The sequence below is a fragment of the Aeromonas sp. R5-4 genome, from assembly GCF_040908215.1.
Taxonomy (GTDB): domain Bacteria; phylum Pseudomonadota; class Gammaproteobacteria; order Enterobacterales; family Aeromonadaceae; genus Aeromonas; species Aeromonas veronii.
The window spans coordinates 96,191-108,789 of record NZ_JBFODG010000021.1 but is presented as its reverse complement, the minus strand read 5'-3'; the positions used below and the strand labels follow the sequence as shown (position 1 = coordinate 108,789).

Below are 12,599 nucleotides of genomic sequence, written 5' to 3'. Positions count from 1 at the left end.
TCCTTAGATAGCGGCAGGTCTGCGGGCCAGGTTGTTCATCATGTCGCCCTTGGCATTGATCATCTGGAAGATCATCTCCATGGTCTGCTGGAACGCCTCGATCATCTGGGCTATCGCCTCCTTGAGCTTGTCGATGACCCCTTGCAGTTCGGTCATCTCGCTCTTGCTCAAGGCAAGATCAGCCTGGGCATCGAGCGACTCGGACTCTTTCGCTGACTGGACCGTTTTGGCCACGCCACTGCTCACATCAATGAGGATATCGGCACCCTGGGTGGCCAGTTTGGCCACTTTCGCCATCTTGTCACTCACCTTCACCGCCTCAACGGTTGCTCTGGCACCAAATTTGGCGGCCACTTCACCCGCCTTGGCAGCGATTTTGGCGGTAACATCCGCAACCTTGCCACCAATCTTGGCGCCCAGTTTGGCAATCGCACCGCCAATGGTCGCACCGAAACTGACTGCGGCCGAAATCACTGCCAATGCAATCTCTATCCCCATCAGGGCTGGCCCCAGCTTCTCCATCACCTCCTTGGAGATAAGGCCATCAGCGGCAGCCTGCTGCACAGCCATGTTGACCACGCCAACGACGCCAGCTGCGATCATCAGGGCACCGGCGGCAGCACCAATCCCGGTTGCCACCATGATGGCACCGATCACCAGCGAGGCGATGGCACTGATCCAGCCAAAAATTTTGCCAAAGATGCCGGCCTTCTTGGCCTCCTGGGCACTCTCTTCTGCCTCTTTGATCTTCGCCTGATTCTCGCCGATCTTCTTCTCGTTCAGCGTGCGAGCTTGCCGGATATCATCAAGCTTCAGCTTGGTCTGGGTCTTCTCCAGATCGCTGGTGAGCTTGCCCAGCTCAATCTCGAACGCTTCGGGCGAGGTAAAGGCTGCGGTCACCAACCCGGTGGTGTGCGGCAGAATCAAGCGGGTGTTCTCTTTCACCGAAGCCACCAACTTGCCGATTTCACCAAGTTGCTGCGCACTGACCTGGCTATTGCTTACCGCCAGTGGTGGGTTCAGCGAGACCCCTGACTTGCGGGCCTGGCCGGTGACTTGCACCGTTGCAGCATCGAGCCGTGTTTCACTGCGAGGTTGGGTTACGGGCGCCAGGCCCGCAACATCACCTGTGTTTCCCAGCGGGGAAACCTGTCTTTCATTGCTGATCGGGTTCATCTTGCAGATCCCTTCTGATTGCGATGGCTTCCAACATGACCTTGGCGCTTGCCGCCAGGTCTGCCTGCCGGGGATCTGTGTCCGCCAGCAGTCGGGCCGAGTGGAAGCCACTCTCGGCCCCGTTCAAATCACCTTGTTGCAGCCGGCACTCGGCAGCATGAAACGGGAAACGGGGATCTTTCAGGTCGAGCATGGCGCCAAAGCTATAACTTTGAACCGCCGTTTCAAACTCCCCCATCGCCTGACGGCAGGCACCCAGCCCGAGGAAATAGCGCGGCTCGTAGTGATCCAGCATGCAGAGGGCCTGGAAGATCTTGTGAGCATCCTCCCATTTGCCAGCCTGATACTGGCCAAAGGCCAGGGCATAGAGCTGCTCCAGGGTGTCGCCTGAGATATCCTGCAGCATGGCCAGGGTGCCACCGTCAGCCATAAAGGCTTCCAGCTCTGCTTCATATTCCGGGGTCAGGGTGGTGTCGGTCTGCATGATCTCTCCTCAAATTGCGCCAAGAATGTCGCGCATGATGCTGTCGTATTTCTGGATAAAGCGGTTGAGTGCCTCGATGGCGGCGTTGTAGCGCGAGCTGACGTCGTTGAGGCGGGTGGTCTTTTCACTGACCTGATCGTTGAGCGGGCGAGAACGGTCGCTCACACTGGTGGAGAAGTTGCCAAGCTTGTTGTTGTCCTTGTCATAGCTGTAGCTGGCTTCGATATTTTTCATCGCGCCGCTCTTCTTTTGATCACTTTCGAGGAACGTTTTAACTGTGATGACCTGCGTTGCTACGATCTTCTCAAAATTGGCTTTTTTACGCTCATAATCGGCCTTGGCCTCCCCCAGCGTTTTGGGGTCGAGGCTGGCAGACGTTACTTTTTCCAGCTCGTTTTTAGCGTTGGTGAAATCTTGCTGTGCTTTTTGCACCGACCCATCGGTAAACATTTTTGACAACAGTTTGAACTCTGACCCATCCATAAATTCGGCCAGAGACTGATAGCCATAGAGTTTGTAATCCAGCAGATTGAAATTGGTGTTGAAGGTCTGGCTGGATGCCGCAGAGAGCACCTTGTTGATCTCGGACTGGATCACCCCGTAGATCTTCAGTTCACCGGTCATCTCTGCCAGCTCGTCCCGCAGCCCTTTACGCTGGTTGTCCTGAAACGCCATCACCCCGGTAAAGGTCGTGATGAGATCGTCATCGATGCGATCCATGGTCAGCGCACTGAGGGAGAGCAGCATAAATTCAGGGACGGTCCAGTGGGTGACTGGCGGGGTTTGTTTTGCTCCCCGCTCGATCATTCCCTTGATGGCGGCAATGGCCGCATCTTGCCCCCCCCGGAACTGGCCCATCGCCCAACCCCCGTTGATCGAGGCGGGATCCGTCAGATAGGCAGCCAGCAACTTCTCCAGCTGCTCCTTGCTCAGCGCAGTCGATGAGTCAGCACTGATGGTGATCTTGCCCTTGAGCAGCTCGACCAGTTCGGTCAACTTGGGGTTTTTATGGCCCGGCAATGCGTCCAGCGCTTGCCCATCAAGCCAGCCGACGAACGCACCAGGGTTGGTGTTGTAGTCAGGGATAGTGCTCATCACGACTCCTTAAATCATCAGTCCGCGCATCATGGTGGGACGGCGACTCTTGCGGCCCTCTCCCGGCTGTGCCGGCAGTAGCGCCTGTCTGCGCTGGATCTCAGCCAGCAACTCCTGCTCGGCCACGGCCACTTGCTCGGTCGGCGCATCGAATAGCAGCTGACAGGTCTGATCCGAGAGGGCTAGGCCAGCCAGCATCTCTTGCAACAGAGCGTTGCGGTGATCGCTGTCGGCAATGGCCTGCTCTGCCTGCGAAATGGTCTCGCTATGGTCGGCAAAACGCGGTTGTTTCATCTTGGCTCCTATTCTATGAGGCCCTTTTGGACATGCCTGTCACGCAAGGCCGTGCTTTTGTCGTTTTCGCATATCCCGCAGGGAACAAACCTGCTCGGCGGCCAGCATGAACCAGCCGGGCTCGGGTTCGCAGGCTCCCGTCCAGCGCAGGTAAAAGCGCCCGAGCCGCTCACTGCTCAGGCTACTGCCGCGAAAGACATCGACGTTGCCGTAGAGGTAATGGCCCGGCCCGAGTACAGCCAGAGTGGCTTCGGCCAGCAGATAGAGGGCGGCAAAGGGATTGGCCAGTCCGGCCCGCCCCTCCTCACGGCGCACCAGCAGGATCCAGACCCGTCGGGTCGCAGGATCAAAGCGCCAGGCGAGATAAATTTGGCGATAGCAGAAAGCGTGGCCGAGCTGGATGGGGGTTGCCCCCAGATGGTGAGGGGCCACCGCCACTCCCCTGGCTTGCAGCCAGGGGATCAGGGGGTCAGAGGTTAACGGGTCCCCCCTCACAGGCAGACCCTCCCGAGGGGCTGGATATTGATCTGCTGGGTCAGCTCCTGATAGGAGAGCACCGGCAGGGCATGGTAATCCCCCTCGATGAGCTTGCGCACATAGCGGCGGATATCCATGGAGACGATGAGCACCGGCTTGTTCTGCATCTGGGCCAGATCACCGACGGTATGGCGCACCTGATCGAGGAAGCTCTGGGTAATGGTGGGATCGAGCGCCAAGTAACTGCCCGCACTGGTCTGGCGAATGCCGCCGCGGATCTGCTCCTCCACCTGCTGATCGAGCAGATAGGCAGGCAAGATGTTGTTGCCGTTGGCGTACTTGTAGCAGATGTAGCGCTTGAGGCTGCTGCGGATGTACTCGGTGAGCTGCACCACATCCTTCTCTTTCTGGCCCCACTCCACCATCGCCTCGAGGATGGCGCGCATGTTGCGGATGGAGATATCCTCCCCCACCAGCCGCTGCAAAATTTCGGTCATCCGCTGCAGCGGGATGATGCGCTGCGCCTCCTTGACCAGCTCGCCATAACTCCCCTCCATCTGCTCCAGCAGGTAGCGGGTCTCCTGAATGCCGATAAAGTCCTCGGCATATTCCCGCAGCACATGGGATAGATGCCAGGTCACCACCTGATCGGTGGTGAGGGTGGCCAGCCGTGACTTCTCCAGCCGCTCCTGATGTTCATTAGCGACCCACAAGGTCGGCTGTCCCGGCAGTAACGGCGCCCCCTCCTCGTAGGGGATCCCCAGCAGATCGAGCTGGGAGGCGCTCTCCTGCACCAGTTGATGGCCCGGTCGCAGCAAACCGCGGGCGACCGGCACCTCTTGCAGCTGGATCAGGTATTCGCCGGGCCCCATCCCCTCGTTGAAACGCAGGTGAATACCCGGAAAGGGCACCCCGAGATCGAGATAGAGGGCGCGGCGCACCCGCACCAGTTCGTCGTTGAGGGCAATCGCCTCCAGCTCGGCCTGCAAAGCGGCATCCACATCGATCAGGAGCGGCACCGTCATGGCGAACTCCTCCTTCTCCCCCAACTTGCCCCGCGGCTTGCTGCCCGGTTTTGGCTTGCTGCGGGCGGCGGGGGCTCCCGCCCCCTGCGCCAGCACGGCAGGAAGATCCTGACTGTTGCTGCTTTGCGCCTTGCGTTGTCGCAAGCCGATAAAGTAACCGCCCGCCGTGACGATGGCCGCCAGCGCAAAGAAGGTGATCATCGGGAAACCTGGGATCAACCCAAACAGCACCAGCAGCAGACCGCCGATCAGCAGCGCCTTGGGCTGGGCCACCACCTGGGCGCCAATATCGGTACCCAGATCGGAAGACTCTTCAGAGGAGACCCGGGTAACGATGATCCCCGCGGTGATGGCGATCAGCAGCGCCGGCACCTGGGAGACCATGCCATCACCCACCGTCAGGATGGAGTAGAGCTGCAGCGCATCGGCGGCGGATAACCCCTTCTGGGTCACCCCGATGGTGACGCCACCGAGGATGTTGACGAAGATGATGATGAGGCCCGCGATGGCGTCCCCCTTCACAAACTTCATGGCGCCATCCATGGAGCCGAACATCTGGCTCTCCTTCTCGATGACCCCGCGGCGATCCCGCGCCTCGTGCACGTCGATCACCCCGGCGCGCATGTCACCGTCAATACTCATCTGCTTGCCGGGCATGGCATCGAGGGAGAAGCGGGCACTCACCTCGGCGACCCGTTCCGAGCCCTTGGTGATCACCAGAAACTGGACGATGGTGATGATGAGGAAGATGACGATCCCCACCACCAGATTGCCCCCCACCACGAAGTTGCCGAAGGTGTAGACGATCTGCCCCGCATCGGCCTGCAGCAGAATCATCCGGGTGGTGCTCACCGACAAGGCAAGCCGGAACAGGGTGGTGATCAGCAGCACCGCCGGAAAAGCGGAGAACTGCAGCGGCGAATTGATATAAACCGCCATCATCAACAGCACCACCGAGATGGTCATGTTGATGGCAATCAGAATATCGAGGGCCACCGGCGGCAGCGGCAAGACCATCATAAAGACGATGGCCAGCAGCAGGATCGCCAGCATGATGTCCTTGCGCTCGCCTATCCGGCGCAGCAGCTCAAGGGAGCGTTGATTCATTCTGCTCTTCCAGTTCGAGGTATTGTTGATAGGCAAAACGGGCTTCATCCAGCCGCCCTGCCAACTGGCAGGCCCGGCTGCGACAGAGCCAGAGCGGGCCGTCGGCCTCCCCTTGCTGCATCAGCTGATCGACATGGGCCAGCGCCGCCTCCCCCTCCCCCTGTTTGAGCAGGGCCACCAGCAGGGTCCGTCGCCCTCCCTGATGGTCGGGGTGGATCTGCAGCAGGGCGGCCAGCAGGACGCTCGCCTTGTCGGGGTGGCCATATTGCAGTTGCAGCCAGCCGGTGAGCAGCAGCGCATCCTGCTGCTGTGACGTAAGCACCATGGTCATACCTTGTGCAGCAGATGAAGGGTCATCTGCATCAGTTGTTCATCGGCGTGCATCTGTTCGAGCAGCGCAGCGGCCGCTCGCAATTCTGGGCTCTGCCCTTCTGCCAGCACACTGCGCAGCCCCTGCATCGCCTGATTGAAATCGACCGGTCGCAACAAATCGTGAAAGCCGCGCTCCGGGGTGGCGAAATCGAGCAGCACCCGATCCGCCAGCCGCTCGGGGTAGAGGCGGCTGATATGGGGTTCGATGGACTGGCCATCGGGCAACAGGGCATAACGCCCCGGCAGGCTTCGCTCCTGATCGTCAAGAGAAATGGCACTGAGCTGCTCGATACCGATATGCGCGGCAGTGATCCGACTCATGACGCCAGCACCTCTCGCTGCAACCGTGTCAGGGTGGTCACTGCCTGATGGAGCTGTGGCAGAGTCACGGCCCGCTCATCGAGAGTGACGAAGAGGATCAGCTGATCCTCCCCCAACCAGCCGCTGCGCACCGGCAGTGCCGGCCCTTGCGCCGCGGCAGTCAAGGTCATGGCGCGGCGGATCGCCTCGCCACTCTGATGCCAGGACACAGCGCGGGCCAACCAGAGGGTCAGTTGCCCCTGATGGCGCTCCAACTGCAAAGTGCCGCTCTGCTCCAGTTCAAGCTGGATCAGCGAATGAGGGTTATCCCCTATGGTGATGCCCAGATCCCGGCAAAACTGCACCAGCAGGGGTTCAATCCAGTTCATGACGACTCTCCAGACAACTCATCCTCTTCTCGCTCGATGGCGTTATCGAGCGCCCCCTGGCAGCACTGCAACAGGTTCTGGCGCTGCTCCTCCTCACTGAACAGCTCCACCGGCAGCAGGCGGATCAGCCGCTTGAGCTCCTGATAGAGCAGCACCTGCTGGCGACAATCTGACAGCTCAAGAGCCACACCGACCTGCTCCACATCCCGCACGCTGGTCCAGCGTTTCTCCACCAGGGCGATCAGATCGCCCATCAGATCAGAAGGCCCGTATGCCATGGGCCGAGCCCTCCTTCACCCGTTGCCACAGCTCGTCCACTTGCGCCGAGAGAGTGTTGAGCAGCCGCAGCTTGTGCATGTCGCTCATCACCCGCTCCAGCTTGACCGGATCGAGCCAACGCTGCTGGCTGTCGAGATCGGCGCTCAGGGCCTTCATCATGAAACCGGTCACCTTCTCCAGCGCACCGTTGCCAAAGCGGCTGTGAATATCACGCCAGGCGGCAGAAAGGGCACGGTAGTCCTGCACCGCATCGCGATAGAGATCCCGCAGATCCTGCTCGGCTCCCACGCCCGCTTTGGCCGCTTCGGCCGCGGGGCCGGTAATGCGCGCCCCCAGCACGATGGCACTGCCCTGCTCGTCCGCCAGCTTGGCCAGCGCCTGCTCCACCAGCGCCAGGGTGCCCTGCATCTCCGGTCGTCCGGCGAGGGCCTTGCGCGCCTGACAGAGCGCCTCGAACTGCTCGCTCACTTCCCCCGAATAGCTCTCGAGGTAGGCCAGCAGCTGGGAGAGATTGGCCAGCCGACCGCTGCCGAGGTGGCTCACCATCTCCTTGACCTTCTGCTGGCGTTCGAGCTCCGGCACTTTGTCGAGGTAGTCCCCGACCAGCGCCTCGATCTCGCTGATGCGGGCATGGCTGTCACTCAGCTTGCGCTTGGCGAGCGAAAGCTCAGCGCGCTCGGAAAAGACAAAGGTGAGCTCTTCGGCGGCATCGGCCAGCGACTGGGCGGCACTGGCCAGCACGACCCGCTCCCCCTGAAATTGCCCACCCTGCAGGGGAGCCGGACGGGATGCGACCTCTGCTCCGCGCAGCTCGGGCTGGGCGGCAGAGGCATAGGGGTTGCTCTGGATAATGGCCATGGAAACTCCCGTGACGAATGGATTGACGAGGATGGCATTATAAAAATCGCCCTCGTCCCCCTATGCCAAAATCGGCCGTGAATTTTTAGCCCGCCCCCAACGGTTTTCTAAAAAGTCCCGACTCGCGCTGAAATCCCCGTAGCCCCCCATCCCCTATAGTGGCCACCAGTTTCAATGGCGCAGATTGTTATGACCCTCTCCCTCGACCACATTCCCGGCCAGCTTCGTCATGCCATCGACGAGTGCCGCCTGATCCAGATCCGTGGCCGGGTCACCCAGGTGACCGGCACCCTGCTCAAGGCAGTCGTCCCCGGGGTGCGGATCGGTGAGCTCTGCCATCTGCGCAACCCGGACAACACACTCTCCCTGCAGGCAGAGGTGATCGGCTTTGCCCAGCATCAGGCGCTGCTTACCCCCCTTGGCGAGATGTTCGGCATCTCCTCCAACACCGAGGTAAGCCCGACCGGTGCCATGCATCAGGTCGGGGTCGGCGAGCATCTGCTCGGCCAGGTGCTCGATGGCCTCGGCAACCCCTTTGGCGGTGGCCATCTGCCGGAGCCCGAGGCCTGGTACCCGGTCTATCGGGATGCGCCCGCTCCCATGAGCCGCAAGCGCATCGCCGAGCCCATTTCGCTCGGTATTCGCGCCATCGACGGCCTGCTCACCTGCGGTGAGGGGCAACGGATGGGGATCTTCGCGGCCGCTGGTGGTGGCAAGAGCACCCTGCTGGCGTCGCTTATTCGCAGCGCCGAGGTAGATGTCACCGTGCTGGCGCTGATCGGTGAGCGGGGCCGTGAGGTGCGCGAATTTATCGAAGCGGATCTGGGGGAAGAGGGGCTCAAGAAGGCGGTACTGGTGGTGGCTACCTCGGATCGCCCCGCCATGGAGCGGGCCAAGGCAGGCTTTGTCGCCACCTCCATCGCCGAGTATTTCCGCGATCAGGGCAAGCGGGTACTGCTGCTGATGGACTCCGTCACCCGCTTTGCCCGTGCCCAGCGGGAGATTGGTCTGGCCGCTGGCGAACCACCAACCCGACGGGGCTATCCGCCGTCGGTGTTTGCCGCCCTGCCCCGCCTGATGGAGCGGGCCGGTCAGTCAGACAAGGGCTCCATCACTGCCCTCTATACCGTGCTGGTAGAGGGGGATGACATGACAGAGCCGGTCGCTGACGAGACCCGCTCCATCCTCGATGGCCACATCATACTGTCGCGCAAACTGGCGGCGGCCAACCACTACCCGGCCATCGACGTGCTGCGCTCCGCCAGCCGGGTGATGAACCAGATCATCGAGCCCGAGCATCAGGCTCAGGCCGGTCGACTGCGCAGCTGGCTGGCGAAATATGAAGAGGTGGAGCTGTTGCTACAGATCGGCGAATACCAGAAAGGGCAGGACAAGGTAGCCGATGAGGCGATCGCCCGCATCGAGACTATTCGCCAGTGGCTCAGGCAAGGCACTCATGAACCCAGCTCACTGCCGGAAGCCCTCTCGACTCTGGAGGCGCTGACCCGATGATTGGCCGCCTGCAACGAATAAAAGACCTGCGGCTGGATCGGGCCGAGCAGCAGCTCGCCGCCCAGCAGGCTCGGGTGCAACTCGCCCGCGTTCGCCAACGCGAAGCGGAGCAGGAGAGTCTCGACTATCGCCAGTGGCGCCTTGCCGAAGAGGAGCGGCTATTTGCCATCTGTCAGGCGGAGCAGCTCGATCGCAAGGGGCTCAAGGCGTGGCAACAGCAAGTGGCGCTGCTGCGGGAGAAAGAGGCCCAGCTTGAACAAACTGCGGCCGAACAGGCCGAGCGGGTCGCCGAAGAGCGCATCCGTTTGCAGGAGCGCCAGCAGGCGGTACACCGAGCCCGCCAGCAGCAACAGAAATTTGCCGAACTACACCGTCAGGAGCAGGCCTCACAGCAAGCCCTGCGTGACTACAACGAAGAGCAGGAACAGGAAGAGTTCCGCCAGCAGATCAGGATGTAACGAGTCATGAACCGAATCCTCCCGATACAGGGCACAGTGACAGCCCGGGGCGACACCCCGATGGCTGAAGCCAATCGGTCGCAACAGCAGCGTTTCGAGCAGGCGATGAGGCTTGAAGCGGAACAAAAGGCACCCGACAAGTACAGGGCGAATGGCCAGAGCAAGACCCAGGAGCCTCGGCCTCAGCAACTATTACAGACGCAGCAGCAAAAAAAACAGGCAGCCGATACTGTCCGGCAGTCTGATATTGCTGCTTCTCACAGCCAGCCAAAGCATTTACAGACACAACAGCTCATCACAAGAAAGGCATCCGGTTTATCCACCTTCCCGGAGGTGACCGAACGTGACCAGAAGGAAATCGAGAGCAAAAGATCGCAGCAAGTGCGGGATGCACAAGACAACGTGCACGAGGGCGGAACCAGAGATGTGGCGCTACCCGCCCCGGAAAACGCCTGTTCAGTGCCTTCATCAATGTTGAATACACCGGCCCCTCGCCCCCCCCTCGAGGGAGCTGGAGATTGGGCACCAGAGAGCGCTCTGTCAGCGATACCCTCTTTGATGAAAGAGCCATTGCACCACCCCGAGCAAAAAGAGAGTGGCTCGCGACAACATGATCTACAAACAATCGGGATCGCAGCCGGTATGGAGCTGCCGCTGAGCTCAGATCAAGCCACCCTTCAACAAGGTGAAGCCTCTCTTGCCCAAGTCTTCGAATTCGCCGAACGAAAGGTCTCCAACAGCGACACTGACATCAATGCGCTCACTCTGAACGACGAAATACCCGAAGCCAGCGGTCAACCGATCCCCCCACAGGTGAAAACCCCAGGGGATCTGCAGCTCGCCCGGCTGGCACCAGCCGAAAGTAATCGGGAACTGGGTCAACTGCTGGAGCGGCTGGCGGTGGGTATCTATCAGGAGCTGGGCCGCCCGGAGCGCCCGCCGCTGCTGCGCCTGACGTTGCCACAGCTGGGCGATCTCTCCATTCGTATCGCCCATCAGGGTGGCGAGCTGCAGATCGAGATTCTGGCAACCAGCGAAGGGCAACTGCTGCTCAATCAGGGGCGCAGCGATCTGGTCGACCGCCTGCAACGGCTCTATCCCGGTGAGCGGGTCGCCCTCGATCTCTTCGGCCAGCCTGACAGTGAGCAGGGCTCACGCCATAAACGATCCATCTACGAAGAGTGGGATGCCGACGCATGACACCGATTGCCCTCACCTCCGCCTCGCTGGCGGAGTTGACTTTACAGCAGACCCTGAGCCAATACCGCCAGCACTTTGGCTGGAGTGGCGGCGAGCTTCTCCTCGCCATCGGTTTGCCGCCTGCGACACTCGATACCCGGCTGCAACTGCACTGGCAGGGGCTCTCTTTGCCGCTGTTGTGCCACGGTGCCGAGCTGGCGCACTGGCTCGCGCCGGATCTACAACAGGCGGCACTATTCAGCCTGCCCGAGCCACTGCAACTGGCGTTGATCGAACGGCTGGGACAACCCCTCGGTGGCCTCACCTGCTCGGCGCTGACCCGACAGGAGAGTAACGTTCAGACCGATGAGCCAGCCCTGCAACTGCTGTTGCAACGGGAGGGGGGCAGTATCGCTCTCTGGCTGCCGCAGCCCGAGCCCTTGCTGAGCAAGCTGCCACCAAGGCCACGGCAGCAGCGGTTGCCGCTGCCCCTCACCCTCTCCCTGCTGTGGGGCGAAATGGGGCTGACCATGGATGAGCTCGCCCCCCTCGCTATCGGCGATGTGCTGCTGCCGCCACCCCATCCGCAACTCGGCCAGCAACTGCTGATCTGCGTGGAGGGTCGCCCCTTTGCCTATTGCCAACCCCATCAACAACATCTGGAATTGACTGCCATGCATAACGCTGCCTCCGCTGAACCCTTCGGCCCGACCGAACTGGATCAACTGCCGATCCAGGTGAGCTTCGAAGTGGGCCGCCAGACCCTGGACTGGCATACCCTCACCAGCCTGCAACCGGGCGCCCTGATCGATCTTGGCACGCCCCTCGATGGCGAAGTGCGCATCATCAGCAACGGCCATTCGCTGGGAGTGGGGCGACTGGTGGAGATCCAGGGGCGCCTGGGTGTACGGGTCGAACGCCTCGACAACGAGTCACAGTCATGATCCAGTTGCCAGACGAGCTAAACCTTATCGTCGGGCTGGCGCTGCTGGCTCTGCTCCCCTTTATCGCCGTGATGGCCACCTCCTTCGTCAAGCTGGCGGTGGTCTTCTCGCTGCTGCGCAACGCCCTCGGGGTGCAGCAGATCCCCCCCAACATGGCGATGTACGGGCTGGCGATCATTCTCAGCATTTATGTGATGGCGCCGGTCGGCTTTGCCACCCAGGATTACCTGCGCCAGAACGAGGTGTCGCTGGCGAAAGCCGAATCGGTGGAGAAGTTCCTCGATGAGGGGATTGCCCCCTACCGCGACTTTTTGAAAAAGCAGATCAAACCGCGAGAGCACGCCTTCTTTATCGACAGCACCAAGCAGCTCTGGCCCAGCAAATACGCCGATCGGCTGGAGCCCGACAGCCTGCTGATCCTGCTACCCGCCTTTACCGTGAGCGAGCTGAGCCGAGCCTTCGAAATCGGCTTTCTGATCTACCTGCCCTTTATCGCCATCGACCTCATCATCTCCAACATCCTGCTGGCGATGGGGATGATGATGGTCTCCCCCATGACCATCTCGCTGCCCTTCAAGCTGCTGCTGTTTGTACTGCTCGATGGCTGGGCCCGCCTGACCCACGGGCTGGTCATCAGTTACGGAGGCTAG

The 12,599-nt window shown here is 61.0% G+C and carries 16 protein-coding genes; 5 read left to right on the top strand and 11 right to left on the bottom strand.

The features are described from left to right. Positions 1–3: 3 nt before the first annotated feature. Genes aopB through aopN form a run of 11 tightly spaced genes read right to left on the bottom strand, consistent with a single transcriptional unit; the run spans position 4 to position 7,856 of the window. Positions 4–1,176: a type III secretion system translocon subunit AopB gene (aopB, locus tag AB5Y83_RS10175; protein WP_279488148.1), complete on the bottom strand. Its 1,173-nt coding sequence runs from the start codon at positions 1,174–1,176 to the stop codon at positions 4–6. Beyond that, positions 1,157–1,660, bottom strand: coding sequence for a SycD/LcrH family type III secretion system chaperone AcrH (acrH, locus tag AB5Y83_RS10170; protein ID WP_042054069.1), 504 nt, complete (start codon positions 1,658–1,660; stop codon positions 1,157–1,159). The genes aopB and acrH overlap by 20 nt, the downstream gene beginning before the upstream one ends. Before the next feature lie 9 nt (positions 1,661–1,669). Continuing rightward, positions 1,670–2,755: a virulence-associated V antigen gene (locus AB5Y83_RS10165; RefSeq protein ID WP_139460398.1), complete on the bottom strand. Its 1,086-nt coding sequence runs from the start codon at positions 2,753–2,755 to the stop codon at positions 1,670–1,672. A 9-nt stretch (positions 2,756–2,764) separates the two neighbouring features. Then, positions 2,765–3,049: an LcrG family type III secretion system chaperone AcrG gene (acrG, locus tag AB5Y83_RS10160; RefSeq protein ID WP_005334559.1), complete on the bottom strand. Its 285-nt coding sequence runs from the start codon at positions 3,047–3,049 to the stop codon at positions 2,765–2,767. Between the two features lie 39 nt (positions 3,050–3,088). Further along, a complete protein-coding gene (locus AB5Y83_RS10155; protein WP_263085829.1) occupies positions 3,089–3,544 on the bottom strand; it encodes an LcrR family type III secretion system chaperone in 456 nt (151 codons plus the stop codon). Continuing rightward, positions 3,541–5,706: a SctV family type III secretion system export apparatus subunit AscV gene (gene ascV, locus AB5Y83_RS10150; protein WP_272868880.1), complete on the bottom strand. Its 2,166-nt coding sequence runs from the start codon at positions 5,704–5,706 to the stop codon at positions 3,541–3,543. Before ascV ends, AB5Y83_RS10155 begins: the two co-directional genes overlap by 4 nt. After that, on the bottom strand, positions 5,639–5,989 hold the full coding sequence (gene ascY, locus AB5Y83_RS10145; RefSeq protein ID WP_020379598.1) for a type III secretion system chaperone AscY: 351 nt from the start codon (positions 5,987–5,989) through the stop codon (positions 5,639–5,641). Before ascY ends, ascV begins: the two co-directional genes overlap by 68 nt. After that, a complete protein-coding gene (gene ascX / locus AB5Y83_RS10140; RefSeq protein ID WP_368175111.1) occupies positions 5,986–6,351 on the bottom strand; it encodes a type III secretion system protein AscX in 366 nt (121 codons plus the stop codon). The genes ascY and ascX overlap by 4 nt, the downstream gene beginning before the upstream one ends. After that, positions 6,348–6,719 carry a SycN family type III secretion system chaperone Acr2 gene (acr2, locus tag AB5Y83_RS10135; RefSeq protein ID WP_368175110.1) on the bottom strand — a complete coding sequence of 124 codons (372 nt, stop codon included), beginning with the start codon at positions 6,717–6,719 and terminating at the stop codon, positions 6,348–6,350. Before acr2 ends, ascX begins: the two co-directional genes overlap by 4 nt. Next, positions 6,716–6,997: a type III secretion system gatekeeper subunit Acr1 gene (gene acr1 / locus AB5Y83_RS10130; protein WP_368175109.1), complete on the bottom strand. Its 282-nt coding sequence runs from the start codon at positions 6,995–6,997 to the stop codon at positions 6,716–6,718. The genes acr2 and acr1 overlap by 4 nt, the downstream gene beginning before the upstream one ends. After that, positions 6,978–7,856 (bottom strand): SctW family type III secretion system gatekeeper subunit AopN, encoded by an 879-nt coding sequence (gene aopN, locus AB5Y83_RS10125; protein WP_368175108.1) that lies wholly within the window; start codon positions 7,854–7,856, stop codon positions 6,978–6,980. Before aopN ends, acr1 begins: the two co-directional genes overlap by 20 nt. A 189-nt stretch (positions 7,857–8,045) precedes the next feature. Here aopN and ascN point away from each other — a divergent pair, with 189 nt between their 5' ends. The 5 genes from ascN to ascR are packed head-to-tail and all read left to right on the top strand — an operon-like array spanning position 8,046 to position 12,599. Then, positions 8,046–9,368, top strand: coding sequence for a SctN family type III secretion system ATPase AscN (gene ascN / locus AB5Y83_RS10120; protein WP_005334580.1), 1,323 nt, complete (start codon positions 8,046–8,048; stop codon positions 9,366–9,368). Next, positions 9,365–9,826: a type III secretion system central stalk protein AscO gene (gene ascO, locus AB5Y83_RS10115; protein WP_058055778.1), complete on the top strand. Its 462-nt coding sequence runs from the start codon at positions 9,365–9,367 to the stop codon at positions 9,824–9,826. Before ascN ends, ascO begins: the two co-directional genes overlap by 4 nt. Before the next feature lie 6 nt (positions 9,827–9,832). Then, positions 9,833–11,026, top strand: coding sequence for a type III secretion system needle length determinant (locus tag AB5Y83_RS10110; protein ID WP_368175107.1), 1,194 nt, complete (start codon positions 9,833–9,835; stop codon positions 11,024–11,026). Next, entirely contained in the window at positions 11,023–11,949 is a 927-nt protein-coding gene (gene ascQ, locus AB5Y83_RS10105) for a SctQ family type III secretion system cytoplasmic ring protein AscQ (RefSeq protein ID WP_368175106.1), read from the top strand. The genes AB5Y83_RS10110 and ascQ overlap by 4 nt, the downstream gene beginning before the upstream one ends. Further along, complete coding sequence (gene ascR, locus AB5Y83_RS10100) at positions 11,946–12,599, top strand: SctR family type III secretion system export apparatus subunit AscR (protein ID WP_005334585.1); 654 nt, start codon at positions 11,946–11,948, stop codon at positions 12,597–12,599. Before ascQ ends, ascR begins: the two co-directional genes overlap by 4 nt.